We start from the raw sequence: 26,261 nt of genomic DNA, 5'->3' as shown, positions 1-26,261 counted from the left end.
GCCCTCGGGGACGTCGATCTCGGGTCCAACCCCGCGTGCGCGGGGATCACCGGGCACGCCGGAGACGCCCTCATCGTTACACGGGTCCAACCCCGCGTGCGCGGGGATCACCCTCCGGCCTCGGTCACGACGACCTCGTCGTAGGGTCCAACCCCGCGTGTGCGGGGATCACGCCGCCCTCGTCGATGAAGGTGTAGAGCGGTAGGGTCCAACCCCGCGTGCGCGGGGATCACGCATGAAGGATGGCCGCCTCTCGCGCCGAGGCGGGTCCAACCCCGCGTGCGCGGGGATCACCACTGGCACCCCGAGGTTTCCGACGCCGAGGCGGGTCCAACCCCGCGTGCGCGGGGATCACGGCCGGTACCACCTCGGGCACCGGGTCTGCTCGGGTCCAACCCCGCGTGCGCGGGGATCACTGTAAGGGACCTGTGAATGTCTGCGGCATGTGGGGTCCAACCCCGCGTGCGCGGGGATCACAGCTTGCGGGTCTCCAGGAACTGGGCGGAGTCGGGTCCAACCCCGCGTGCGCGGGGATCACCCCTGAACGCGCAGGAGTAACGACATACTTGGGGGTCCAACCCCGCGTGCGCGGGGATCACTCAGCGTGGCACAGCAGCGGCTTCAGAAGAGAGGGTCCAACCCCGCGTGCGCGGGGATCACCCGTTCGTGCCCGTCCTCGCCATCGGCTCGGCGGGTCCAACCCCGCGTGCGCGGGGATCACACCGTCGTCCGTTTCGACTCCCCCCAGGCGCGGGGTCCAACCCCGCGTGCGCGGGGATCACACCGTACTGAGTTCCGTCGGTGGCTCCGGTTCGGGTCCAACCCCGCGTGCGCGGGGATCACCTCGATCTGGGTAAGGGTCAGGCTCGCATCGCGGGTCCAACCCCGCGTGCGCGGGGATCACGTCTTCCTGGAGGACACCGGGATCGACTATCTGGGTCCAACCCCGCGTGCGCGGGGATCACGGCCTCGGCGAGCAGCGCCTCCAGCCGGCGGAGGGTCCAACCCCGCGTGCGCGGGGATCACACCGAGGGCGTGCGGGAGGTTCACCGAGATCCGGGTCCAACCCCGCGTGCGCGGGGATCACAGGACGTACTGGGGGTGCGCGTCGAAGTAGGAGGGTCCAACCCCGCGTGCGCGGGGATCACTCGCCGCCCATCTTCCGCTTGACGAGCTGGTCGGGTCCAACCCCGCGTGCGCGGGGATCACGTGGTGAGCGCGGCGAGGAAGGTGTCGATCCAGGGTCCAACCCCGCGTGCGCGGGGATCACATCGCGCCGGACGCGACCAGGACCCAGCGGATGGGTCCAACCCCGCGTGCGCGGGGATCACAGCGTGTTCAGGGTCGGCGCCCCGGCGGCCTCGGGTCCAACCCCGCGTGCGCGGGGATCACGGCTTGGAGATGACGACCAGGCGGCCGCCGACGGGTCCAACCCCGCGTGCGCGGGGATCACCAGCGAGGCGAGGGCAACCTGTCGAAGTACGCGGGTCCAACCCCGCGTGCGCGGGGATCACAACGGCTGCTCGCCGTCGACGCGCAGGAGAGCGGGTCCAACCCCGCGTGCGCGGGGATCACCCCCCGTCCCCGGACTTCTCCGCGTTGATGAAGGGTCCAACCCCGCGTGCGCGGGGATCACGGCGACGGCCTGCTTGGCGTCGTCGATCAGCAGGGTCCAACCCCGCGTGCGCGGGGATCACTCCAAGGGCGGCGCCCCGGCGGACTCGTACAGGGGTCCAACCCCGCGTGCGCGGGGATCACGCCGTCTTTCGACACCACATGGCCTTTGGCCAGGGTCCAACCCCGCGTGCGCGGGGATCACCAGCACGGGCGCGGCGAGGGTGTAGGCGAGTCGGGTCCAACCCCGCGTGCGCGGGGATCACCGAGCATCACCGCCGGCCGCCACCTGGAACCGGGGTCCAACCCCGCGTGCGCGGGGATCACCTGGAAGCCGGCGGCCGCCATGAACGCGTGCAGGGTCCAACCCCGCGTGCGCGGGGATCACGACCGGCGGTGTCCGCCAGGCGCCGCAGCGGCGGGTCCAACCCCGCGTGCGCGGGGATCACGAACCGAATCCCGTGAAACTGCGGGAAGCGGAGGGTCCAACCCCGCGTGCGCGGGGATCACCAGCTCGATCGCCTCCAGCGGCAGCATCAGCGGGGTCCAACCCCGCGTGCGCGGGGATCACCCTCTGACCGGACGCGATGTCGAGGGCGTGGAGGGTCCAACCCCGCGTGCGCGGGGATCACACGACCCCCAGCACGGGGCCCTTCCATCCCCCGGGTCCAACCCCGCGTGCGCGGGGATCACCCGGGATCGGATTCGCCGGCTCGTACGCCGCCGGGTCCAACCCCGCGTGCGCGGGGATCACTTGTGCGCCGCGTCGATGCGGCCGGCGTAGTCGGGTCCAACCCCGCGTGCGCGGGGATCACGGCTCGGCCCAGGTCCTCACCCTGTCTGCGAAGGGTCCAACCCCGCGTGCGCGGGGATCACATCCGCACGACCGACGCGCTCGCCGCCTCCATGGGTCCAACCCCGCGTGCGCGGGGATCACAGGAGCTGACCAGCGGCTTTATCCGGTCAGGTGCCTGTTTTTGCTTACTTCCCAGGATTGCGACATTGAGCATTTATCTCGCATAGCGGATTTCGATGAACCTCTATTCTGCATGCCCATGCCTGCCGCTCCGGACCTCCCCAAGGGTGCCGTCTCCTATCTGCCGCCGAATCTGCGGCGCTTGGACGCCTTGCTCCACCCCTGCTGGGGAACCGCAGGCGTTCGCTGCGCCGGGCGGCCCGAGGCGGGGTTCGGGCGGCGGATCAGTGTCAGCCCCTCGTGGTCGGTGGGGTGCCACGCGTGATCGTGGGTTTCGAAGGTGTAGCCCTGCTCGTTGTTCGTCTGATAGGCGAGCAGAGCACGGCCTTGGTCGGCGTATTGACGGACCTCGTTCCAGAGCGCCTCGCGGATGCGGGCCGAGGGAGAGCCGAGGAAGACTCCCGGAGAGATCTCCAGAAGCCAGCGGGTGAGAAACCCTCTCAGGCCGACCGGGCAGTTGGTGAGAACGATGACGGTCACCAGATGATCTCATTGCCGTAGTTGCGGCCGCCTTGGACATGTACGTCCCCGTCGGACTGGAGGGTGACACGGTCCTCGGCCTCATCGCCCGTGTCGCGGGTGCCGTCGAATCCGAGGAGGTCCTTGATGTCCCGGACACAACGGTCCAGCAGGCGCGTCTCGTTGATGCGGTCGCGGAGCAGCCGTCGCGTGCGGGCCGCGACATCCTCCTCGCCTTCGACGGCCGCGTCGAAGGCGGCCGGGATGGCGATCTCGGTCCGGTAGAAGTCGGCCACGTCCAGCACGAACGAGCGCTCGTGTCCGGAATGGACGAAACCGAGACCAGGTGAGCAGCCGAGCGCCGCGACGACGGCGTGGGCGATGCCGTACATGCACTGGGCCGCCGCGGTGATGCCCTGGTTGGGGGCGTCGCCCGCGGAGAAGTCGTCGCGGTGGAACTCCCGGCGGACCCAGGGCACGCCGGTACGGACCGATTCCTCGCGGTAACGGGCCTTGACGCGCCCTCCCTCCATGCTGAGGAGTTCCTGGCGGGTGCGGCCTGCCGGGTCCTGGTCGGGGAACCGGAGCCGGTACATGGCCCGCGCCACGTCCAGCCGTGTCCGCCGGTTGGCCCAGGCCGTGGCCTGTGCTTCGACCAGGCCGGAGGAGCGGGTGAGGGCCCGGCCGCCCGCGTAGTAGCGCACCCCGTGCTCGCCGACCCAGGCCACGCCGGCGCCGGAATCGCCGAGGACGGACATGGCCTGATGGGTGATGCGCGTTCCCGGCCCGAGGAGCAGGGTGCCGATGGTGGCGGACGGGATATGCGTCACCCCGTCGGCGTCCTCCGCCGTGATGGCGTTGGACTCCCGGTGCACGGTGCACCGTTCCAGATAGACGAATGAGATGCGGTCACCGATCCTGGCGAGTTCGCGTGGCGAGGAGGCTCCCCGCCGGCCGATGGTGCCCATCGTTCACCGCACCGGGGCGAGCGTCATGAGACCGCAGCCGTACGCCTTGGCCTTGCCCAGGCCGTGGGTGAGTGTGCGGCGGAAGACGTCCGGGTCCGTGACGCGCAGCCGGCCGTCGAAGGTGGCCCTGGTGATGCGTACGTCGTCACGGCCGGACCTGGCGGGAGACCTGCGGAACTGGAGGGCGCGCTGATCGCGGACGATCAATTCGTGTTCGTCACCCCGTTCCACGAGTTGCCGTTCCACCGGCTTCCGCACCACCTCGAACCCCGCCCGCTCCTGGCGTTCGATGAGCCAGCGCGTCTGATGCCGTGGAGTCCGGTGCGCGGCTCGCTTCGTCTCCTCGCCCTCGGCGCTGTGCTGGTGATGGATGTTGTGCACGGGGTTCGCCGTGAGCCGGAAGCCCCAGGTGTCCCCCTCGGCGAGTGCGTCGAGGAACGGCCCGTACTCGAAAGTGGTCCAGCCGGGTTCACCGGCGGCGGGCCAGCCCGCCTGCTCGACCAGATGGGTCAGGTCGGGGCGGGTGGGACTGGCGATGAACAGCCGGGTCTCGGTGGGGGTGTCGTGGTCCACTCGCCAGAGCACCCGGGGGCCCGATCCGTCCCGCGGCGGAGGCACCGGGAAGGACATGTTCACCGCGCCGTGCAGGAGATGCGGTGAGCCGAGGAGTCGCCGGGCATCGGATCGGGCGGTGTTGACGCGGAAGCGGGTCAGATACATCAGGTGGTCCTCGGTGCTGCGGGCGAAAGCCCCTCGGTCGGATCGTGGGCCGGTGGCCGTACGGGCACCGGCTCGCCCCAGCGCACACCGCGCAGTCCGTAGCGCCGGTGGCGGGAATCAAAACTCAGCGGAAGGTCACGGAGCGTGACGTCCGGGGTCTCTCCGGCCGGACAGTCGAGCAGAACCTCCAGCGGCTCCGGCCCGGTGCCCGGAACCCTCTCCGGGCGCCTGTCGCCGGAGAACTGATTCCGGTACCACCTCGACGCCTGCCATTCCGCTCTCTCCAACGCGTCCTTGAGGCTCGTCTCCAGCGGCTCCGACATCGGAATCGGCTGTGCCGGAGGGCAGGAGCGCCGGCCGAGGTAGGGCAGGAAGACCGGGTCCAGCAGCGCCTCGTACAGCGCCCGGATGAGTCCGGGCTCGCCCGCGACGCCCGCGACGAAGACCGCGTCCGCGAGGTAGAAGCGTTCGGAGAGCGGCATGGACTTGCCCGAGTCGGCGTGGTGCGCGGTCTGGAAGTCACGCATCCGGCTGCCGGGCTGATCGATCCGTACACCGAACTCCAGCGCGGCGAGATCGGAAGGATCCGCCTCCCGGGAACGCCCCTGGGCACCGGCCAGGAGCCCGAGGACGCCGCTCTTGGTGGGTGCGTTCTCGGTGGTGCGGCGGGTGAAGCGGGCCGCCGAACCCCAGGCCTGGAGGGGCCCCGCGAGCCGCAGCAGCAGCACGCTCATGCTCCGGTCTCCGGCTGGGTGCTCTCCCCGGCCTTCAGCCGGGCGGCCACCGCCGCTCCCACGGCCGTCACCAGTTCGGAAAGAGCCAGCTCTTCGCCCAGGGAGGAGAGAGCTTCGGTGTCCTGACCGACCCGCAGCACCCAGGTCCCTCCCTTGTCCGTGAGCCCGAACGCCTTCTCCAGCTCGGGTACGTACGTGGCGAGCCGTTCGCAGCTCCGGCGCAGGAAGCCGCCCTCCTCAGCCGTCTCCACGGGCTCCTCGAAGGCCCCGACGAAACTGATCGGGCGCCGGGTACGGAGCTTGACGATCACCGCCGCGGGCAACGTGTGATGGCCGAAGGTGTTGATCTTCCCGGTGGGGAGCGAGGTGATGAATCCTTCGATGAAGGCCTCCACGGCCCGCCTGGTGGGGTCCGCGGACGGTGTCCGGTCCTCGCTCAGACCACCCAGGTTCTCCTGGAGCTGGTTGGCGTCGACCGCCGCGTAGCGGTAGAGGGTCGACGAGTTGAAGTCGACGGTGCCGATCATGCCGGCGCCCGTCTCGGCGTCCGTGTTCTTATCGTCGACGGCCGTGAAGTAGTCCGACTCGACCTCGACCGCGTGCACACTCAGGGCATGGGCCACCTGGGCTGCCGCGTCGACGTTGAGATCGGTCGAGTCCGCCACCATACGGCCGAAGAGGGCGATGTCCACCGAGTGCCCGGTGTCCACCGACCGGCGGGCGCGTGCCTTGTTCTCCCTGGTCCTGAAGAACTCCTTGAGCGTCTTGAGATCGCCGTCCGCCGCGCCTTCGACGGCGAGAGCGGCCAGCGCGTCGAACTGACGGCTGCTCAGGAACATCAGATAGGTCGATTCCGGGGCGGATTCGGCCTCATCTCCGCCTCCGCCCTTCCTTCGCTTGGGGACCGCGAGCTTCACTCCCGTCGCGGTCGCCAGGGTCTCCGCGGCCAACTCCTCGGCCGCTGCCGGGGAGAGCGACGTGTCCAGGACGGAAATCCTCTCCGCCAGTACCTCGACCACCCGCTTCGTCCGGACCCCCAGCTCGGAGGGGTCGAGCAGTTCGGAGAAGGCCGTGCGGGTGGCACGCTTCCATGCCTGGCTGGAGACCCGGGCCCGGCGCCTGCCGCCGTAGACGGCCGACTTCGGCGTACCGGTGTCGTCCCGGTTGAGGTTGCTCGGAGGGACGGTCTGGAGAACGTGGATGTCGATGATGGTCCGGTTCATGAACGCTCGGTTCCTCTGTGTGCTCGACGAAGGAAAGGACAAGGGGAGAGGGAAGGGGACGGCAGGGACACGGGGTGATCAGTCCCCCGGGCCGTAGTCGTCGTCCGTGCTGCCGGAGCTCAGGGACGGGTCGATCGCGTCGCTCCCGTCGCCCCCGTTCCGCGCTGTGCTTCCGCGGCGGGGGGCGGCGAGGTGGAACTCCCGGCCCCACTCGCGCCGCACTGCCGCGCGTTCCGACGGCGTCTGCCAGCGGCAGAGCTGATCGGCCAGGCGCCCGTAGTCGAGCGGCACCTGCCCTCCGCGCAGCAACAGCACGATCTCCCGCAGCCGGACGGCCACCGACGCGATGGAATCGGCGGTACCGACCCGGACGAGCCGCTTGCGCAGCGGTTCGTTCTCCGCGTCGTCGGAGCCGGGCTTCTCTTCCGTCCGCTTCCGGATGAGCGTCCGGACCGCGCCCCCCAAGGTCGCCCCGGTTCTGTGCATGTCGCTGTCGCGGACGGATTGCTGGTGCAGGGCCCAGAGCGTCACCGCCAGGTACACCGCTTCCTCGGCGTGTTCCCGGCGTACGCGCATGCTGCTTTCCGCGAGGGCGTCGCCCAGTTCCTCCAGTCCTCCCAGGCCCCAGTGGTCCTGCACCGTGTGCGCGGTCTGCCCGGCGCCGCGCCGCAGCCGGGCGAGCTCCGCCACCGCGGCCGGGTTGTCCTGGCGGTAGCCGCGCTGAAGCCGGGAGACGCAGCGGGCAGCGGCTACGCCCGCCGGACCGGGCCCGTGCTGCCGCCGGACCGGGGACTGACCGGCGGGCTGCCGGGGTGCGGGTTCTTGTTCCATCGTGGTCATGCGGAGTGCTCCGTGGCGTCGGTGCGAGGGTGGTGTTCGCAGGGGAGTGAACGGCTTGTCAGGTGGGCGGTCGCGGGGGAGCACCGGCTTCCGGCAGCGGATCGCCCACCGGAAGGATCTTGTTGATCCTGGTCCGGAACCACAGATCCGCGCGGGCGTCGTCCACCCAGCGCTTGCCCGTTCGCGGGAGATCGATGATGCGCCCTTCCGCCGCGGCCGGGCCCGCGGTGTCGAGCAGCTGCCGGCCGAGGCGATGGACGATCCGCCGCACGGTCACCTGCCATGAGGCACGGTCGGCGACCGGGTCGTCGCTCCTCCCGAGGTTCCGCAGCCACTGCCGGTAGGGACCGTCCAGCGCCCCGAACCCCAGGTCTCGGGCGATCTCCGTCAGTGGGACCGGGTCCGATCCTGCGGCGCGCGCGAGATTGCCCGCGAGGTGTCCCAGCGCGGTCACCGCCTGCTCCGCGTCCGAGACCGCGTCCACCGCCGCGGCGCCGTGGAACGGCCGCTCCTCGTGGAGCAGGACGACGGGCAGCGTGACCCCGTCGTCGACGACCTCGTCCACGACGGACTGCTGAGTCCCGTACACCGCCCCCACCAGTCGTACCCGGATGAGGGCGCCCTGCGGCAGCACACCTTCGGTGGTGAGCAGGGCGAGCCACTTCACGACTCCCGAAGGAAGAGTCTGCGGGGTGCCGCGCCCTGTTCCGTCCGACGGGGAGCGCTGCGCGTACAGCAGGCTGCCGAGCCCCCGCCACGCGGCGCGGGTGGGGTCGTGCTGCCGCGGCATGTAGACCAGCGGACGGCCCAGCTTCTTCTCCTGGGGGGCGCTGCGGCGCCAGCCGGACATGGGCTCCGACTTCCACCGGTCGTGCGGGGTGAGCGGGTCGCCGTAGCCGAGGACGACCCCGGTGACGGCGAGGCCGGCGCGGTCGGCGTCGTCCTCGGTGTGCAGGAGGACACGCCGTGACTGCCAGGTGTAGAGATCGCGGGGGCCGGAGGGCCGGCGGACCTCGGGGTCCTCCGCGATCCGGCCGGGGCCCGGCGCCTCCTCCCGGCGCCAGACCGGCATGTCCCCGCGCCGGTCGACGGTGAGCAGGTCCTCGTCCGTGGGGATCAGGTTCAGCAGCAGGGTCTCGTGCAGGGACTCTCCCTCGGCGAAGACACCACCGAGGTTGCCCGCCCAGCCGGTGCCCTGGGGGTAGACCCTGCCGCCCGTGGTCCGGTCGTCACCGGCCATACCGGACTTGATCCCCGACGGGTCGAAGGCGTGTGTGTGCACCAGCCACCGGGCGGCCTCGGCGAGAGAGAGCCGGTCCGCACCGGGGCGGCGCATGGCGAAGAAGGGGTCCCCGTTCGGAACGTCGGCGACGATCCGGTTCAGTGAGGCGACCTCGTTCTTCTCCGTGTGCAGGCCCGCCGTCTGGAAGAAGGGGCGCTCGGCGTGGAGCAGGTCGAACCGGTCCTGATGCCGGGCGAGATACCCGGGCACAGCGGAGAAGGGGTCCGCCGCATGCCACAGCTCCTCCCAGTCCTCCATCTCCGCGGGTCCTTCCACCGCGTCGTGGAGGATCGCCAGCAGCAGCCGGAGGAGCGCGAACTCCTGTGTGGGCAGATCACCCACGAGACGCCGCAGATCACGGGCGTGTGCGAAAACCTCCAGCAGCGAGAGTTCCGCCATGGTGCCGTCGAGGCGCTGGACCGGCAGCCACGGCCGGGAGACCAGGTCGAATGAGTTCGGCACGGGATCAGGCACCTTTGCTTCCGGTGTGCCGACGGGAGTCACCCGAAGTCCGTCGGCACGGCTGTATCGGAGGTCGAAGCCTGTCAGACGGGTCTGCCGATCCTCGTTCAGGACGAGAAGCAACTCCCCTGCCAGCCAAGGGCATTCCTTGACCTGCCAGGCCGGAACGGCGAATCGCTCCAGCTCGGCGATGGTCCGGTCGATCGCCCACGGCTTGGAGAACTGCCAGGGCAGTGTCAGAGCGCTCGCGGCGACGGCCTCGGCGGCCCAGCGCGGCGGAGGCGCGTGCTCGGGCAGCTCCAGCCCGCCCCTTCCGCCGTCGAGCCAGTCGACGGTGGTCAGCCGGCCGTCCCGGCGGCGCTGGATGACCAGCACCTCCAGGCTCTCCTCGCTGTCGCGTACCTGAGCGCGCCCCTCGCGGGTGTCGTCCGCGTCGCCCGCGTTCGCGTCGAGCCAGCCGATCACCGGGCGTCCGGCCCGGCGGACGGGTCCCAGACGGAAGGCATCGGCGTTCTCCCGTTTCGCGGCGAGGCCGTTGAGGTACGCGCGACGGTGATCGGCCAGCGCGGAAGCCCAGTGCCCGGGGCCGACCGGACCGTCCCCGTAGGCGGACTGGACCAGCGGGCTGATGTGGTCGGGCAGGACGAGCGGAGCCCCGTCCAGATACGGGCCGAGGACCGCGAGCGCCCGCAGCAGCGTGTGCGGCCCCCGGTAGACGCCGAGCGAGCCGGGCACGGGCACGGGAGGGTCGGCCCGCCAGTCGGCGCCGGTGACCAGACACCGGGCCCGGGCCAGCCGGGGCGGGCGGGAGCGCGGATGGCGGTGCAGCCGCCCCATGCGCTGGAGCATCAGGTCCACCGGCGCCAGGTCTGTGACGAGCAGATCGAAGTCGATGTCGAGCGACTGCTCGACCACTTGACTGGCCACGACGATGTGCGGCCCGGTGGGACGCTCCCCGTCCGGACCGAAACGCTCACGCAACTCGGTGTCCTTGCCCGCCCGGTCGGCCGCGAGGAACCGGGAGTGCGTCACGGTCACGGCGTCGGCGCCGAAGTGAAGCCTCAGCCGTTCCGCGGCCTCCAGCACCCGGTCGACGGTGTTCCGTACGACCAGTGCGCAGCCGCCGTCCCGGAGTTCGTCCGCCAGCCGCCGAACCAGCAGCGACAGATCGTCGTCCACTCTCTCCAGCAGCACCTCGGTGCGGCGGCCCGTGGCCGGGTCCGGGCACGCGGTCGTCACGGCCGCCCCGGGGGCCACAGCGGTGAGCAGCGGGTACGCGTCCTCCGGTACGTCCGTGACGCCCCCCGGGTGACCCGCTTCCTCTCCCGCGTAGGCCGCCGCGAGCTCCCTCCTCCGGCCCGCGGGAAGCGTCGCCGACAGCAGCACCACCGGTACTCCGTACGCCGCCAGCCATTCCAGCACCCGGTCGAGGTAGGCGTTCATATAGGCGTCATAGGCGTGGACCTCGTCGATGATGACGACCTTGCCCGCGACCGCCAGATGCCGCAGCGCCAGATGCCGGCTCTTGAGCCCGGCGAAGAGCACCTGGTCGATCGTCCCCACCGCGAATGACGAGAGCAGAGCCTTCTTCCGCCCCCGCAGCCACTGGTGCGCGTGGAGTCCCGAGGGGCCGGAGCGGACGGCCGCCCCGGGACTGGGCACGGCATCCGTACGGTCCGGCTCGACGGCGGCGATCGTACGGTCCCCGGCACGCATCAGTCCTGCCCAGACCTCATTGAGCGCCGACTTCGCGTGTGCCAGTACGACGGAGCGCGGGCCGTCCGGGGGAAGGCGGTCGAGCCAGCTCAGCAGACGCGGGAACATCGCGTCTCCCGTGGCCCGGGTCGGCAGCGCCACCAGACAGCCACCGGCCCCGGTCCTGGCCGCAAGGATCTCCGCCGCCGCGAAGGCCGCCTCCGTCTTGCCCTCGCCCATCGGCGCCTCGATGATCAGCAGCCCGGCCGCGGGCATCGCCCGGGCCATCCGTACCGCCTCCTCCTGCACCGGCCGGATCACCGCACCGTCCGGCAGTGCGAAGCGATCCCTGAACAACTCGGCCGCCGTACCCTCCGGTTCCGCCGCCGTCCAAGGCCCCGGCAGGTCGAGCCCGGCCCACGCCGCCGACAGGCGCCGGGCCTCTCCCTCCGGGCCCCGCGGCGACCAGGACGAGGGGTCGTACGGAAACAACTCCGTTGAGCTCGCGATCCAGTCGGAGACGATCACCAGGCCTGTCAGCACCACCTGCACCGTCTGCGGCAGGCGCACCGACGACCAGTGCCGGAACCGGTCCGTGACCCCGGCGACCTGGGCGCAGGCGTCCATCAACTCGTACTGCACGGAACGCCATGTGTCCTCGCTCGTCCCCGGGGTCCGGAGCAGCCGGGGGCGGAGCCGGAGATCGTGGATCTGCTGGTGGTCCGGCGGCGTCCCGTGATGGCCACCGGCCACCACGGCGAACTGCCCGGAGAAGCGGTCGGCCATTCCGAACCGCTCGGAAAGCCATTCCTGGAGAAGGAGTTGACTCGCCAGCCCGTGCGGAGCCATGCGCCGGTCGGTGCCGAACTGCTTCTGATACGGCATTTCCAGCCCGGCCGACCGCATACGATCCGCCAGACCCTCCACCTGGCAGGCAAAGGCCACCGTTGCCTTCCCGACGTCATGGGTGGCGGCGAGGAAGACCATCAGGCGACGTGCGTCGTCGGCGCCCCCGGGCAGCACTTCGGCGACAAGTGTCTTCACACGGTGGGGTACCCATTCATCCCACAACACCCCCGCCACGGCGGCACTGTCCGCCATGTGGCGCCATAGGGGGAGCCACTCTTCGGTCTGCCTGTCGTGCTTTCCCCAGGCTCGCCTGGCGGCGGGGGAAAGGAGATCGAAGGGCGACCCGGAGCCGGGATCGTTCGCACTCGGTACTGAATATGGCATGGCTGCATACCCCCGCCGGGCTGTGGTGTTCCGAATGAGTCCGTAAAGAGACTGAAGTCGGGTCTGGACGGTCGCGCTTTCGAAGGCCCGCGCGCGTAATGGGCTCGGTCGTCGACAGCCCCGGGGGGCCGTAGCCGTCCGAGGGCGAGTGCCGACATGGGGACAGCGTGTTCCACAAGGGTTTGGAACGGGTCCGGTGTGAACCACCTCGTGGCCGCTGGGCGCCGGTCTCCCTGTCGCTTGCGCAGGCCACCGGTGCGTGGGCGTCTTGCTCCCGGGAGGGCCGGACTGCGGCAACATCCACACAACTGCCGCCCCGGCCCGGCAGTTCACCGCGGAGGCTCTCCCTGGTCGGCCCCCCGAGCGGACTCCCCACCCCAACGGTCCAACTTGTCGGGTCGGTCAATGAGCACGAGGGCCGCTGGGCTCAAACGCCGAACCAGGCGAGGATCAGGGCGCCTGCGGAGCCGGGAATCGGCTAGACGCCATGAGCGGAGGAGCAGGGGCCGAGGCCTCTGCCCCTCTGTCCCCTAGCGACGACGACCACGACCACGACCACCGCGATGCCCCAGACCCACGTCGTGACGGGCGAGGGAGCAAGGGGTGCCGACGCGACCACTGCCGTGAGCAGCGCGACCACCGCCCCGCGCCGATCGCGGCCGTCGCCCTGGTTATGACTGTTCGCCACGTTGTTCCCCTGAGAGGTGCTCACCGATGAGGACGGGAGGAGGGCAGAACTCGCCCGTGCGACGGGCCGATTGATCCCCCTGGACCGGGGGCCGCCTCATCACACCAAGTAACTTAGCGCATCCGTAGAGTGGCTGACGCCAGATCGAGCGGCCCGCATTCCCCCAAGGGGCCACGCTCCTCAGGTGATCGGAGTAGACAGACGAGAGGTTCATGGTTGAGGACTAGGAGCGATCGCCGACTGGCCACGCAGATTGAAGATCGATCCAGCCCCGCGGGCGCGGGGAGCACAGGCACCCCAGAGGTTCATGGGGGTCAGCCCCACAGCGGCGGGGACGGTCTCCTCTGTGCGTTCGTCCACGGCTACGCGGACACGGAAGGGCGAGTGCACGCCCCACAGGGGTGGGGCCAGCCTACAGATGGATCTCGTCGACGCATCTGCAAGCGAGGTCAAGTAGTCCCTGCCGGATCGGCGCGACGCTCGTAGCGGGTGCGGAGTCGCTTGAACTGGTGGAGTCAAGCACCCAGGTGCGAGGCTCTTCGTCGTCTTGGGATGCTCGACTCCGCCCCGGGAACGGATCCGCATGCGTTCATGGTCGCCTGCGTGTCTTCCGCCCCGTCGAGCGCGTGGGCCCCGCCTCTCTCGCGAGAGGCGGGGCCCGTTGCGCGCCGGGTCGGGGCCCGGCGGGTGCGGTGCGTCAGTTGCGGATCAGGTTCCGCAGGACGTACTGCATGATGCCGCCGTTGCGGTAGTAGTCGGCCTCGCCGGGGGTGTCGATGCGGACGACCGCGTCGAACTCGACACCGGTGTCGGTGGTGACCTTGACCGTGCTCGGCGTGGTGCCCTCGTTCAGCTCGGTGATGCCCGCGATGGAGAAGGTCTCCTCGCCGGTCAGGCCGAGCGAGTCGGCCGTCTGGCCGGCCGGGAACTGGAGCGGGAGGACGCCCATGCCGATGAGGTTCGAGCGGTGGATGCGCTCGTACGACTCGGTGATGACGGCCTTGACGCCGAGGAGCGCGGTGCCCTTGGCGGCCCAGTCGCGGGACGAGCCGGAGCCGTACTCCTTGCCGCCCAGGATGACCAGCGGGGTGCCGGCGGCCTGGTAGTTCTGCGAGGCGTCGTAGATGAAGGAGACCGGGCCGCCGTCCTGCGTGAAGTCACGCGTGAAGCCGCCCTCGGTGCCCGGCGCGATCTGGTTGCGCAGGCGGATGTTGGCGAAGGTGCCGCGGATCATGACCTCGTGGTTGCCGCGGCGCGAGCCGTAGGAGTTGAAGTCACGGCGCTCCACACCGTGCTCGGTGAGGTACTTGCCGGCCGGGGTGTCGGCCTTGATGGCACCGGCCGGGGAGATGTGGTCGGTGGTGACCGAGTCGCCGAGCTTCGCGAGCACGCGGGCGCCCGTGATGTCGGTGACCGGGGTGGTCTCCATCGTCATGCCCTCGAAGTACGGGGGCTTGCGGACGTAGGTCGACTCGGCGTCCCACTCGAAGGTGTTGCCGGTCGGGATGGAGAGCGCCTGCCACTGGGCGTCGCCCGCGAAGACGTCCTGGTAGGACTTGTTGAACATGTCCTCGCCGATGGCGTTGGCGACGACGTCGTTCACCTCGGCCTCGGTGGGCCAGATGTCCGTCAGGTAGACCGGGTTGCCCTCGGTGTCGGTGCCGAGCGCGTCCTTGGTGATGTCCACCTTCATGGAGCCCGCGATGGCGTACGCGACGACCAGCGGCGGGGAGGCCAGGTAGTTCATCTTGACGTCGGGGTTGATGCGGCCCTCGAAGTTGCGGTTGCCCGAGAGGACCGAGGTCACGGCCAGGTCGTGGTCGTTCACCGCCTTGGAGACCTCCTCCGGCAGCGGGCCGGAGTTGCCGATGCAGGTGGTGCAGCCGTAGCCGACGAGGTTGAAGCCGACCTTGTCGAGGTACGGGGTGAGGCCCGCCTTGTCGAAGTAGTCGGTGACGACCTTCGAGCCCGGGGCGAGGGTGGTCTTGACCCACGGCTTGCGGGTCAGGCCCTTCTCCACGGCCTTCTTCGCGACGAGCGCGGCGGCGACCATGACGTACGGGTTCGACGTGTTGGTGCAGGAGGTGATGGCCGCGACCGTCACCGCACCGTGGTCGAGGGTGTAGGTCGAGCCGTCGGGGGCGGTGACCTGGACCGGGTTCGACGGGACTCCGTTGGAGACCGCCGGGGCGTCGGAGGCCGGGAAGGACTCCTGGCCGGCCTCGTCGGCGGTGGCGACGTAGTTGCGCACGTCCTGGGCGAACTGCGCGGCGGCGTTCGCGAGGACGATGCGGTCCTGCGGGCGCTTCGGGCCGGCGATCGACGGGACGACGGTGGAGAGGTCGAGCTCCAGCTTCTCGGAGAAGTCGGGCTCCGCCTTCGGGTCGAGCCAGAGGCCCTGCTCCTTGGCGTACGCCTCCACGAGCGCGACCTGCTGGGCCGAACGGCCGGTCAGGCGCAGGTAGTTCAGGGTCTCGTCGTCGATCGGGAAGACCGCGGCGGTGGAGCCGAACTCGGGCGACATGTTGCCGATGGTGGCGCGGTTCGCGAGCGAGGTGGCGGCGACGCCCTCACCGTAGAACTCGACGAACTTGCCGACGACGCCGTGCTTGCGCAGCATCTCGGTGATGGTGAGCACCAGGTCGGTGGCGGTGGTGCCGGCCGGCAGCTCGCCGGTCAGCTTGAAGCCGACGACGCGCGGGATGAGCATGGAGACCGGCTGGCCCAGCATGGCGGCCTCGGCCTCGATGCCGCCGACGCCCCAGCCGAGCACACCGAGGCCGTTGACCATGGTGGTGTGGGAGTCGGTGCCGACAAGGGTGTCGGGGTACGCCTGGCCGCCCCGGACCATGACGGTGCGGGCCAGGTGCTCGATGTTCACCTGGTGGACGATGCCGGTGCCCGGGGGGACGACCTTGAAGTCGTCGAAGGCGGTCTGGCCCCAGCGCAGGAACTGGTAGCGCTCCTTGTTGCGGCCGTACTCCAGCTCGACGTTCTCCGCGAAGGCGGAGTTGGTGCCGAACTTGTCGGCGATGACGGAGTGGTCGATGACCATCTCGGCCGGGGAGAGCGGGTTGATCTTCGCCGGGTCACCGCCGAGGGCGGCGACGGCCTCGCGCATGGTGGCGAGGTCGACGACGCAGGGGACACCGGTGAAGTCCTGCATGATCACGCGCGCCGGCGTGAACTGGATCTCCTGGCTGGGCTGGGCCTGGGAGTCCCAGCCGCCGAGCGCCCGGATGTGGTCGGCGGTGATGTTCGCGCCGTCCTCGGTGCGGAGCAGGTTCTCCAGGAGCACCTTCAGGCTGTAGGGAAGGCGCGCGGAGCCCTCCACCTTGTCCAGCCGGAAGATCTCGTACGACTCGTCACCCACGTGCAGCGTGCTGCGGGCGTCGAAGCTGTTCGCCGACACGACAGTCTCCTTCATCAAAGTGCGCGTACTACCGTCATGCTGCCGCCACGACCCCTCGCCGATCCGCTAAGGTAGGGCTTAGTTAGGTAACCCTTACCGCCGGGTGGCAGCAGTACGCCGTAAGCAGTTATCTCGATGTCGAGATAACTCTAATGCATCCCCGGCGATCGGTCATGTCCGGCCCGCCCGATCCACCGCGGCGAAGTAGCGGCCCAGGGCCTCCCGGGTGTCCGGGGTGAACGGGTCCTCCCGCACCGCCCGGAGGAGTTCGGACTCCGACAGCCAGCCGTGCCACGCCACCTCGTCCGGGTCGGGGTCCGGAGCCTCGGACAGGACGGCCTCGTGCACGGCGAGCCAATGCGGGCTGAGCCCGCCGCGGCTCAGGAACTTCACGACGAAGCGGACCGGTGCCCGCACGCCCAGCTCCTCGACCAGTTCGCGCGCCGCGGCCTCCCCGTAGGTCTCGCCCACGGCGACGGCGCCGCCGGACATCGCCTCGTAGTGCCCGGGAAAGCGGTCGAGGTGCCCGGCACGGCGCTGCACGAGGATCCGGCCCTCCCGGTCCCGGCACACCGTCACGGCGATCCGGTGCGGCCAGCCCCTGCGGACGGCCTCGGCCCGGCCGACCACCGCCACGACCCGGTCCCGCTCGTCCACCCGCTCGACCTTCTCGCCTCCCCCGCCTCCCCCGCCCCCCTCACCTCTCTCGCCTCTCTCATCCATCTCGCCCCTCTTGTCCCTCTTGCCACTCTTATCCCTCTTTCCCGCGGGGCCCGTGGAAGGAAATGACGGTGTCATGGCCTCGATCCTGCCCGCGGGCACCGACAGCGGGGCCGCTCAGCGCTCCGCCGTCCCTTTCCCGTCCCCCTGGGGGTTCCGGTCGGTGAGGCGGAGGAGGAGTTCGGCGGCCGCGTAGCGGACCTTGCCGGTGGCGGTGCGCGGGTCGTAGCCGAGGTCGCGGATCAGCGTCCCGTGCCGGGCCTGGAGGGTGGAGTGGTGCATGCCGAGGGTCACCGCGGCGGCACGGAGGCTCTCGGCCTCCACCAGGACCTGGAGCACCCGGGCCGTCCGGGCGTCCAGCCGGGCGAGGGCGGCGACGTCGGGGTGGGGGTCCCCCGGGTCGTGGGCCCGGGCGAGCATGAGCAGCGCGCCGAGGTCGGTGGCGTCGACCACGGGGACCGCGGGTTCGGTGAGCCGCAGCGCGATCACCGCGCTCTCCCAGGAGTCGGGGGCGTGGTCGGCCCGCACCCACGGGCCCAGCCCGGCGGGGCCGCCCGGGGGCGACGCGTCCGCGCGGCGCAGTTCCGCGCGCAGCAGCCCGTACCGGGTCGGAACGGCCGTCGCGGGGCCGGCCGCCGGGGTGCCGTCCGCCCGGGTCGCGACGATCCGGATCGGGGTGGCCGGGGTGAGGCCCAGCCCGGCGAGGGCCGCGATCCGTTCGTCCCGGGGGCGGGCCGGGTCGATGACGGTCTGCAGGGTGCCGGGCGGATGGCGGCGGGCCTCGGTGAGGTCGAGGGCGACGGCGAGGCGTTCGGCGATCAGCGCGTCGGTGGCGTGCGGCGGGCCGACCCGCTCCAGCCACACCGTCCCGGTGGCGCAGGACCGTTCGGCCGCACGGACCGGCGGCTCGTCGGCGGGGGCCCGGCCGTCGGGGTCGCGCCGGCTGACCCGGCCCCGTCGTTCGGCGCCGGCGACGACGCCGGACAGCACGGCGGCACCGCGCAGCAGCCCGTCCGGTCCGGTGCCGGCCAGGACGAGCGCGTCGAAGTGGGCGACCACCTCCAGGATCTCGGCGGCCTCCGGACCACCCGTCCGTCCGACGTGTTCCCGCATCCGCCCGCTCCCGTCACCGGAGTGCCAGCGTACAGCGGCGCGGGACCCGGGCGACGGACGGAGGCGTGGGTACGGACGGGGGCGGACGGGCAGGGACGTGCGGACGGACGGACCGGCGGCTACGAGGCCAGCGGGGCCTGCCCGCCGGACAGCATCCGCGCGGACGGGTCGGGGCCGTGCCGGTCGGTCATGCCGGCGAACGCCTCCTCCAGCTCGCGGTGCACCTCGCGGACCAGCGGCGCGAAGTCGCGGTGGGTGAGGATGTGGAAGCGCCGCTCCAGGATCGCCTCCAGCACCTGCTCGCCGACCACGTCCGGGTCCGCCCCCTGGGCCAGGACGGCACCCATCTGTTCGGTGAGCGCGGCGTCGGGCCCGCTGCCGAGGAGCTTCGCCTGCGCGGCGCCGGCCGTCCGGTTGATCCGGGTGGCCACGGTGCCGGGGTACAGCACCGAGACGCCGATGTCCGTCCCGCGCAGCTCGTCGCGCAGCACCGCCGAGAAGCCGACGCCTGCGATCTTCGAGGAGGTGTACGCGCCCAGGCCCGCGGTCGGCAGCAGGGCGGTCATCGAGGCGGTGTTCACGATGTGCGCGCGCCCACCGCGGTCGCGCATCCGGGGCAGGAAGGCCGAGACCCCGATGAACTGGCCCTCGATGTTGATCCGGTGGATCCAGCGCCAGAGCTCCAGGGACGTCTGCTCGATCGGCCCGCCGCCGGTGACGCCCGCGTTGTTGCACAGGATCGAGACCGGACCGAGCTCCGCCTCCGCCCGGTCGGCCGCGGCCTCCCACTGCCCGGCGTCGCTGACGTCGAGCTCCACCGCGGTGACCGTGCCGCCCGCGGCGGTCAGCTCCCGGGCCGCCTCCGCCGACCGCGCGCCGTCGATGTCCGCGAGCGCCACCCGGGCCCCCGCGGCGACCAGTGCCCTGGTGATCCCGAGTCCGATCCCCGACGCCGCACCGGTGACGAACGCCGTTTCTCCTGCCGGCCAACTCATGACGTGCTCACTCTCTTCACCTGAGCGCGTTCGCGCCCTCCACGGCTTTCGCCGCTGGTTTCGATGCTGGCTCCGGCCCGCCCGCCCCCGGCACCGCCGAACGCGGCGGACTCACGGCCCCCACCCCGCCGTCCGCGCGGGGGAGGCGGACGGATCCTGCCCGCCGCGGCGGCGGGGGCGGGCGGGGCCGGAAGCGGGAAGGGCCCCGCCTCACCCGCACCCCCACCCGTCCGGCCGCGCCCGCGTTGCCGGGGGCGGCGGGCGGGCCGAGGATCGGGCCATGTTCAGCGGCGCGCACATCACCCTCTACAGCCGGGACGCGGAGGCCGATCGGGCCTTTCTCCGGGACGTCGCCGGGCTGCCGGCCGTGGACGCCGGGCAGGGGCTGCTGGTCTTCCGGCTGCCGCCCGCCGAGGTCGCGGTGCTGCCGCTGGGGGACGCCGGGTCGAGGCCCGAGGTCTACCTCATGTGCGAGGACCTGACCCGTACCCTCACCGCCCTGGAGGACCGGGGCGCGGAGATCTCACGGGCCATCACCGAGCAGGAGTGGGGACTGCTCGCGGCGGTACGGCTGCCGAGCGGCACGGAGGTCCCGCTGTACGAGCCCCGTCATCCCACGGCGCTCGACCTCCCCGACCCCGCCAATCCCGCCAAATAGGTACAAACATCATGCACCATCACCCGGACGCACCACCCCGATGATCCAGACCATCTCATATCTGAGATAACGTGACGCCATGGCAGACGACTACCTCGTACGCATCGGCAAGCTCATCCGTGACGCACGGCAGCACCGCGGCTGGACACAGACGCAGCTCGCCGAAGCCCTGGCCACCAGCCAGAGCGCCGTCAACCGGATCGAGCGCGGCAACCAGAACATCAGCCTTGAGATGATCGCCCGCATCGGCGAGGCGCTCGACAGCGAGATCGTCTCCCTCGGCTACGCCGGCCCGATGCACCTGCGCGTCGTCGGCCGCCGCCGCCTCTCCGGCTCCATCGACGTCAAGACCAGCAAGAACGCCTGCGTGGCGCTGCTCTGCGCGTCCCTCCTCAACAAGGGCCGCACGGTGCTCCGCCGGGTCGCCCGCATCGAGGAGGTCTTCCGCCTCCTGGAGGTGCTCAACTCCATCGGGGTGCGCACCCGCTGGATCAACGACGGCGTGGACCTGGAGATCGTGCCCCCGGCCGAGCTGGACATGGAGTCCATCGACGCCGAGGCCGCCATCCGCACCCGCTCCATCATCATGTTCCTCGGCCCGCTGCTGCACCGCCTGGACCGCTTCAAGCTGCCGTACGCCGGCGGCTGCGACCTCGGTACGCGCACGATCGAGCCGCACATGATCGCGCTGCGCCGGTTCGGCCTCGACATCACCGCGACCGACAACCAGTACCACGCCCAGGTCGAGCCCGGGATCTCCCCCGACCGCCCGATCGTCCTGACCGAGCGCGGCGACACCGTCACCGAGAACGCGCTGCTGGCCGCCGCCCGCCACGACGGCGCCACCGTCATCCGCAACGCCTCCTCCAACTACATGGTCCAGGACCTGTGCTTCTTCCTGGAGGCGCTGGGCGTCCGCGTCGACGGCATCGGCACCACCACCCTGACCGTGCACGGCGTCCCGGAGATCGACACCGACGTCGACTACTCCCCCTCCGAGGACCCGGTCGAGGCGATGAGCCTGCTCGCCGCGGCCGTCGTCACCGAGTCCGAACTGACCATCCGCCGGGTGCCGATCGAGTTCCTGGAGATCGAGCTCGCCGTCCTGGAGGAGATGGGCCTCGACCACGACCGCACCGCCGAGTACGCCGCCGACAACGGCCGCACCCGCCTGATCGACCTCACGGTCCGCCCCTCCAAACTGGAGGCGCCGATCGACAAGATCCACCCGATGCCCTTCCCGGGCCTCAACATCGACAACGTGCCCTTCTTCGCGGCCATCGCGGCCACCGCCCAGGGCCAGACCCTCATCCACGACTGGGTCTACGACAACCGCGCCATCTACCTCACCGACCTCAACCGCCTCGGCGGCCGCCTCCAGCTCCTCGACCCCCACCGCGTCCTCGTCGAGGGCCCCACCCGCTGGCGCGCCGCCGAGATGATGTGCCCGCCCGCCCTCCGCCCCGCCGTCGTCGTCCTCCTCGCCATGATGGCCGCCGAGGGCACCTCGGTCCTGCGGAACGTGTACGTCATCAACCGCGGCTACGAGGACCTGGCCGAACGGCTCAACTCGGTCGGCGCGCAGATCGAGATCTTCCGGGACATCTGACGCGCGCCCCGGTTGGCAGGATCGTGCACGGCGGCGAGGCAGGAGCGTGCCAACCGGGGGGCTGTGGGGGGCGGAGGATCGCTGGGATGCTTCCGGGGTGGCCGGGTATCCCGTCCCGGGCACTTCCGAGGATTCGGCGCCCACGCGCCGAGGAGGGGGAAACCATGACGCGCACCATCATCGGCAGAGCCGCCCTGGGGATCGCGGCGGCGGCGCTGGCCGTGTCGGCGGCGGTGGGCGCGGCCGGCGCGGGGGCCGGCCACGCCGTCCTGGCGGAGGATCCCTGTCTCGGCGCCCCCACCGGATGCGGGCCGGTCAACGGCTGGCAGGCGAAACCGAACAACTGACTCCGGAGGCCGGCCCGGTGGTCCGGGCGGCGCGCGCCGCGCCCGGACCACCGCCTCTCCATACTCGTCACCGACCGAATGTGGAGCGCCACCGATGCACCGCATGCAGTTCCTGGGGGTCACCCCGGCGGAGGAGAAGACGTACCGCCATCTGCTGAGGCACCCCGGCAGCAGCGCCGAGGAGGTCGTCGCGGCGCCCTGGCAGCCGGACGGGGACGGCGCCGCCGTCGTCCGGCGGCTCAAGGAGCTGGGGGCCGTCGTCGAGAACGGCGGCGCGCTGTGGCCGGAGAAGCCGGAGCTGGTGGCGGGACGGCTGACGGAGCGGCTGCTCACCGAGCTGCACGCCCTCACGCGGGGGCTCTCCGAAGTCTATCCGATGGTGCGCTCCCTGCGGGACGAGGCCGCCTGCGGCAGGAACGGCGGGGCCGGAGCGCCGCCGGACGGCGGGACGGTGGAGCGGATCACCGATGCCGCCGCGCTGCGCGCCCGGGTGGAGGAACTCGCCCGGGGCACCCGCTCCGAGCTCCTCGCGGGCGGGCTCTGCGGGGAGAGGGGCCTCGGGGCCCCGTGGGTGACCGTGCCGCTGTGCCTGGACATGCTGGACCGCGGTGTCGCCGTACGCCTCCTGGTGTGGCGGTCCGCGCTCGGCTCCCCCGCGGTCGTCGCGCATCTGCGCCGACTGGCCGGCGCGGGCGCGCGGGTGCGGGTGCTGCCCTCCTCCGAGGGCCCGATGGTGGTGTACGACGGCGGGACCGTGCTGGTGCCGGTCGTCTCCTCGGACAGCGGCAGGGGCGCGTTCGTGGCGGGGGAACCCGGTCTGGTGAGCATGGTCGTCAACCATTTCGAACGGCTGTGGGCGGACGCCCGGGAGTTCGGGGGCGGTTGACCGCGGCCACCCCTCAGACCCAGCCCCGTTCGCGGGCCAGCAGGGCCGCGTGGGCGCGGTTCTCCGCGCCGAGGAGCCGCATCAGCTCCGATATGTGACGGCGGTAGGTGCGCAGCGCGGAGCCCACCTGGCGGGCGCCCGTCTCGTCCTTGGCCACCGTGCACATCGCCCGCAGCACCTGCACCTGAAGGTCGGTCAGGCGGGGTTCGTCCGGGGGGCCGTCCCCCTGGCCGGCCGCGTCGGCGAAGTCGGCGGCGCCCGCCCACAGCCGTTCGAAGTTGTTGACGACGGCGGTGACGATCCCCTCCTCGCTGGAGCAGAGGGCCCCCCGGGAGGTGACCTTCGGGTCCACCGGGACCAGCGCGGTGTGGCGGTCGTAGACGATCATCAGCTCGCTCAGGCCGTCGAGCACCCTGATCCGGGCCCCGGCGGCGGTCAGTTCCTGGAGGTAGGCGCACGTGGTGTCGTCGGCCACCGCGGTGGCGCGGACCAGGCTGCGCAGGACGACGCCCCGGCGCAGGCAGCGCAGGTCCAGCTCGCGGGAGCGTTCGATGTTCTCCGGGGTGAGCGCGTCGTAGGGCTCGGAGGACAGGACTTCCGTCCGGGCGAAGAAGGCCAGCTCGTCCAGGCGCTCGCGGATGGCCGACAGCCCTATCAGCCGCTCCACCGGGGCCTGTTCGGCGCTCGCCCCGCGGTCGTGCGCCTCGCGTCTCAGGGCGTCCACGAGCGGGGTCGGGTCGGAGAGCGTGCGGATGGTGCCGTACAGCTCGTCCAGGCGCTGCTGGGCCAGCCGGTTGACCACCAGCTCCGGCTTGTGCGGCCACATCCTGCCGCCGTCCTCGTGGATGATCCGCAGCTCCCGCAGGCGCCGCACCGCCGCGTCCGAGACGCGCGGATCCTGCCGTAACAGAACGTGTACGTCGTCGAGTTCGACCCCGGGATTGCGCAACAGGTGCCGGTAGACCTCCTCTTCCGCCGTGCTGAGACCGAGGACCGCCATGTAGTAAACGATCAAGAGGCACTCCGCGGGAGAAGGCAGGTGGGGAGGGGGAGGGGTCCGGTCGGCACGTGACGCACGGATTGTAGAAGGCCCGTGCGCGAAGGGTAAAGGTTTCGCCAGGGGGTGCGGAGGCCCGCGCCGTGAGATCCTCGGGAAACACCCGAACGGGCCGGATGCTGCACCGGGTTGGCCGGATGCGGCCAGCGGGTCTTGTTCCTCCCCGCCGGAGGCACTGCCATATTCGGCCCCGAGGCAGGCGTGGTGCCGATCACACGCCGCCGGGGCACACGGGCCGTCGGCGGCGATCCCCCGTCGGTCCGGGCCGGTCCACGCCTCAGCACCCACACGAGAGGTGACAGAGCCAGATGCTTTTCCGACTGCTGGGTCCTGTGAGAATCGCGGGCGGTGCCGAGATACAGTCGGCCGCCCGCCGCGCCCTGCTCACCGCGCTGCTGCTGCGCCGGGGACAGTTCGTCGGCATGGGTGAGCTGACCGAGCTGCTGTGGGACGAGCCGCCGAGCTCCGCCGTGGCCAACATCAGGAGCCACCTCACCGGACTCCGCCGCGGCCTGGACTCCGCGCGGCCGGGACTGAGCGAGCGGCTGACCACCAGCCGGGGCGCGGAGACCGGGTACGCCCTCACCGTCGACGCGGCCGAACTCGACCTGGCGCGCTTCCTGGAACTCGCCCGCCGGGGCCGGGAACTGCTGGCCGCCGGCGACCACCAGACGGCGGTCGACGTCCTGGACGAGGCCCTCGCCCTCTGGCGCGGCCCCTTCGGCCAGCGGCTCCCGGCCACCCGGTGGTTCCACGCGCACACCGTGGGCCTCGGCAACACCCGCTTCGAAGCCTGTCAGGACTTCTTCACCGCCTCCCTCCTCAGCCACCGCACCGAGATGCTGGCGTACCGCATCGAGACGGTCCTCGCCGAGGCCCCCTACCGGCAGAAGCTGTGGCAGCTGCTCGCCGCCACCTACTGCGCGCAGGGCGACGTGGCGGGCGCGCTGGGCGTGGTCGGGCGATGTCAGGCCGTCTTCGCCGACGAACTGGGCCTGGACGTCCCTCCCGGGGTGGAGGCCATCCGGGCCGCCGCCCTGTCCTGGGACACCGACCGGGCGCACCGCCTGGTGGCCGAGATGGCGCGCCGGTGAGGGCCGGGGTCCTGCCGGGCAGGGCCGGGGCCAGGCGGCGGCTCCTCTCGCTCGCGGCCGGGGAACTGGTCAACGTCCCGTTGCAGACGGCCGTCTGGTTCGGGGTGGCCGGCGTGCCGGCGACCGCCGCGAACCTCCTCGGGTTCGGTCTCGTCGTCCTGCTCCTCCTCGAAGGCGCCGCGTACTGGACGGTCAAACTCCGCACCCTGTCCGCCGGTGCCGGGGCGCCGCTGCCGGGGGCGGCCTGGTTCGCCGCCGCCCGGACGGCGAACACGGTGCTGCTCGGGCTCGGCGTGCCGCTGACCGCGCTCATGGTGGTCGAGGACCCCGGCACCGGGAGCGTCCCGGGCCTGCTGTTCGCCCTCTTCGCCGTTCTGGAGCACGTGAACTACTTCCACACCCAGCTGATGTACAGCACGCCCGAGGACCGGCGCAGCCGCCGCGTGAACGGCCGGCGCCGGGCCCATCTCGCCCGCGACCTGGAGCGGGCCCGGCGGGAGTCCCGTCAGGGCGCGGCCTTCAGGAGTTCGTAGAGGTCGGACGCGGCGGCCCGGGGTCCGTGCACGGCGGCGACCCCGGTGACGTTGAGGACCACCTCGTCCACGCCGATCGCCCGGTAGGCGTCCAGCCGCTGGTGGATCTCCTCCGCCGTCCCGTGGAGGAAGATCCCGCCGTCCACCAGGGCGCGGACGTCGTCGGCCCCGCCGTCGCCGGTGATCCGGATTCCGGCCCGCCGCAGGGCGGCCTGGTAATGGGGGAACTGGATGTGCCCCCCGACGGTCGCCCTCAGCAGCTTCTCCCTGTCCCGGTCGGGGCCGGCCAGCGCCACCGGGACGTACGCGACGACCTTGGCGGGCTCCTCCGGGCGCCGCTCCTTCGCGCCCCGCAGCGCCGGGATCAGGACCTCCTCCAGGTAGGCCGCCGAGGCCAGCCAGGTGATGGCCGTGTCGGCCAGCTCTCCGGCGAGTCCCGCCATCCGCTCGCGCAGCACGCCCAGGCCCAGCGACACCTCCGGCCTGTGGAACGGCAGGAGCTGCGCCTTGGCGGAGAAGTACTCCCCCTCGCGGTCGCTGATCCCGCCGTCGAGGAGGTCCCGGACGATGGTGAGGTACTCCCGGCAGGCGGTGAGCTGGCCGGCGTACGGCCGCCCCATGGCGCAGGTCTGCGCGGCGAGCGAGCCCGGACCGTAGCCGGCCACCACCTCGTGCCCGGTGGCCAGCGCCACCGACCGGGCCTCGACCGCCGCGTTGTACGGCGAGCGGTAGGGCATCAGGGAGACGCCGAAGCCGGCGGACACCCTGATGCCGGCCCCGGCCAGCCAGTTCACGATCTGGTGGCTCTCCAGGACGAGGCCCTGCCCCTGCCACAGCCGGGCCGCGCCGCCCCACCGGACGAGGTTGGCGAAGGGGATCACCTGCTCGGGACGGGTGGCGTTGACGGGGAGGAGGATCGAGTGCCGCATCCCGGCAGCCCTTT

Annotated in this window: 19 protein-coding genes and 1 CRISPR repeat array (1 of these 20 only partly in view); of the genes, 6 read left to right on the top strand and 13 right to left on the bottom strand. The window is 71.6% G+C overall.

What is annotated here, in order from left to right; translation table 11 throughout:
- Window positions 1-2,551: a CRISPR direct-repeat array (repeat unit 29 nt; unit sequence GGGTCCAACCCCGCGTGCGCGGGGATCAC) (it extends 162 nt beyond the left edge of the window).
- A gap of 156 nt (window positions 2,552-2,707) precedes the next feature.
- The 11 genes from cas2e to IE219_RS23535 form a co-directional block, all read right to left on the bottom strand.
- Entirely contained in the window at window positions 2,708-3,070 is a 363-nt protein-coding gene (cas2e, locus tag IE219_RS23585) for a type I-E CRISPR-associated endoribonuclease Cas2e (protein ID WP_189980758.1), read from the bottom strand.
- On the bottom strand, window positions 3,067-4,017 hold the full coding sequence (cas1e, locus tag IE219_RS23580) for a type I-E CRISPR-associated endonuclease Cas1e (protein WP_189980756.1): 951 nt from the start codon (window positions 4,015-4,017) through the stop codon (window positions 3,067-3,069). The genes cas2e and cas1e overlap by 4 nt, the downstream gene beginning before the upstream one ends.
- A 3-nt stretch (window positions 4,018-4,020) precedes the next feature.
- Window positions 4,021-4,737, bottom strand: coding sequence for a type I-E CRISPR-associated protein Cas6/Cse3/CasE (gene cas6e / locus IE219_RS23575; RefSeq protein ID WP_189980754.1), 717 nt, complete (start codon window positions 4,735-4,737; stop codon window positions 4,021-4,023).
- Window positions 4,737-5,471: a type I-E CRISPR-associated protein Cas5/CasD gene (gene cas5e / locus IE219_RS23570; RefSeq protein WP_189980752.1), complete on the bottom strand. Its 735-nt coding sequence runs from the start codon at window positions 5,469-5,471 to the stop codon at window positions 4,737-4,739. The genes cas6e and cas5e overlap by 1 nt, the downstream gene beginning before the upstream one ends.
- Entirely contained in the window at window positions 5,468-6,694 is a 1,227-nt protein-coding gene (gene cas7e / locus IE219_RS23565) for a type I-E CRISPR-associated protein Cas7/Cse4/CasC (RefSeq protein ID WP_189980750.1), read from the bottom strand. The genes cas5e and cas7e overlap by 4 nt, the downstream gene beginning before the upstream one ends.
- A 78-nt stretch (window positions 6,695-6,772) precedes the next feature.
- On the bottom strand, window positions 6,773-7,534 hold the full coding sequence (gene casB, locus IE219_RS23560) for a type I-E CRISPR-associated protein Cse2/CasB (RefSeq protein ID WP_189980748.1): 762 nt from the start codon (window positions 7,532-7,534) through the stop codon (window positions 6,773-6,775).
- A gap of 58 nt (window positions 7,535-7,592) precedes the next feature.
- The gene (gene casA, locus IE219_RS23555) at window positions 7,593-12,206 is read right to left on the bottom strand and encodes a type I-E CRISPR-associated protein Cse1/CasA (protein ID WP_189980746.1); all 4,614 of its coding nucleotides are present in this window, start codon (window positions 12,204-12,206) and stop codon (window positions 7,593-7,595) included.
- 1,385 nt (window positions 12,207-13,591) lie between these two features.
- On the bottom strand, window positions 13,592-16,306 hold the full coding sequence (acnA, locus tag IE219_RS23550) for an aconitate hydratase AcnA (RefSeq protein ID WP_308434041.1): 2,715 nt from the start codon (window positions 16,304-16,306) through the stop codon (window positions 13,592-13,594).
- 171 nt (window positions 16,307-16,477) lie between these two features.
- Window positions 16,478-17,029 carry an NUDIX hydrolase gene (locus IE219_RS23545; RefSeq protein ID WP_189980742.1) on the bottom strand — a complete coding sequence of 184 codons (552 nt, stop codon included), beginning with the start codon at window positions 17,027-17,029 and terminating at the stop codon, window positions 16,478-16,480.
- Window positions 17,030-17,143: 114 nt separating this feature from the next.
- Window positions 17,144-18,139: a hypothetical protein gene (locus tag IE219_RS23540; RefSeq protein WP_189980740.1), complete on the bottom strand. Its 996-nt coding sequence runs from the start codon at window positions 18,137-18,139 to the stop codon at window positions 17,144-17,146.
- 119 nt (window positions 18,140-18,258) lie between these two features.
- On the bottom strand, window positions 18,259-19,134 hold the full coding sequence (locus tag IE219_RS23535) for an SDR family NAD(P)-dependent oxidoreductase (RefSeq protein ID WP_189980738.1): 876 nt from the start codon (window positions 19,132-19,134) through the stop codon (window positions 18,259-18,261).
- Between the two features lie 280 nt (window positions 19,135-19,414).
- On the opposite strand from IE219_RS23535, the gene IE219_RS23530 reads away from it, so the two are divergent.
- From IE219_RS23530 to IE219_RS23515, 4 genes are all read left to right on the top strand, one after another.
- The gene (locus tag IE219_RS23530) at window positions 19,415-19,792 is read left to right on the top strand and encodes a VOC family protein (protein WP_189980736.1); all 378 of its coding nucleotides are present in this window, start codon (window positions 19,415-19,417) and stop codon (window positions 19,790-19,792) included.
- Between the two features lie 79 nt (window positions 19,793-19,871).
- A complete protein-coding gene (locus tag IE219_RS23525) occupies window positions 19,872-21,401 on the top strand; it encodes a helix-turn-helix domain-containing protein (protein WP_189980734.1) in 1,530 nt (509 codons plus the stop codon).
- A gap of 164 nt (window positions 21,402-21,565) precedes the next feature.
- Entirely contained in the window at window positions 21,566-21,748 is a 183-nt protein-coding gene (locus IE219_RS23520; protein ID WP_189980732.1) for a hypothetical protein, read from the top strand.
- 94 nt (window positions 21,749-21,842) lie between these two features.
- Complete coding sequence (locus tag IE219_RS23515; RefSeq protein WP_189980730.1) at window positions 21,843-22,634, top strand: TrmB family transcriptional regulator; 792 nt, start codon at window positions 21,843-21,845, stop codon at window positions 22,632-22,634.
- A gap of 13 nt (window positions 22,635-22,647) precedes the next feature.
- On the opposite strand, the gene IE219_RS23510 is transcribed toward IE219_RS23515, so the two are convergent.
- A complete protein-coding gene (locus IE219_RS23510; RefSeq protein WP_229849967.1) occupies window positions 22,648-23,649 on the bottom strand; it encodes a helix-turn-helix domain-containing protein in 1,002 nt (333 codons plus the stop codon).
- Between the two features lie 350 nt (window positions 23,650-23,999).
- Between IE219_RS23510 and IE219_RS23505 the strand changes: the two genes are divergently transcribed.
- Together IE219_RS23505 and IE219_RS23500 are read left to right on the top strand one after the other, a co-directional pair.
- Window positions 24,000-24,785, top strand: a complete 786-nt coding sequence (locus IE219_RS23505; protein WP_229849966.1) for an AfsR/SARP family transcriptional regulator — start codon at window positions 24,000-24,002, stop codon at window positions 24,783-24,785.
- Window positions 24,782-25,318, top strand: a complete 537-nt coding sequence (locus tag IE219_RS23500) for a hypothetical protein (RefSeq protein ID WP_229849965.1) — start codon at window positions 24,782-24,784, stop codon at window positions 25,316-25,318. The genes IE219_RS23505 and IE219_RS23500 overlap by 4 nt, the downstream gene beginning before the upstream one ends.
- On the opposite strand, the gene IE219_RS23495 is transcribed toward IE219_RS23500, so the two are convergent.
- On the bottom strand, window positions 25,291-26,247 hold the full coding sequence (locus IE219_RS23495) for an LLM class flavin-dependent oxidoreductase (protein ID WP_189980728.1): 957 nt from the start codon (window positions 26,245-26,247) through the stop codon (window positions 25,291-25,293). The genes IE219_RS23500 and IE219_RS23495 overlap by 28 nt on opposite strands.
- Window positions 26,248-26,261: the final 14 nt, after the last annotated feature.

Source organism: Streptomyces termitum, from assembly GCF_014650175.1.
Classification (GTDB): Bacteria; Actinomycetota; Actinomycetes; order Streptomycetales; family Streptomycetaceae; genus Streptomyces; species Streptomyces termitum.
This window is presented reverse-complemented; position numbering and strand designations above follow the sequence as displayed.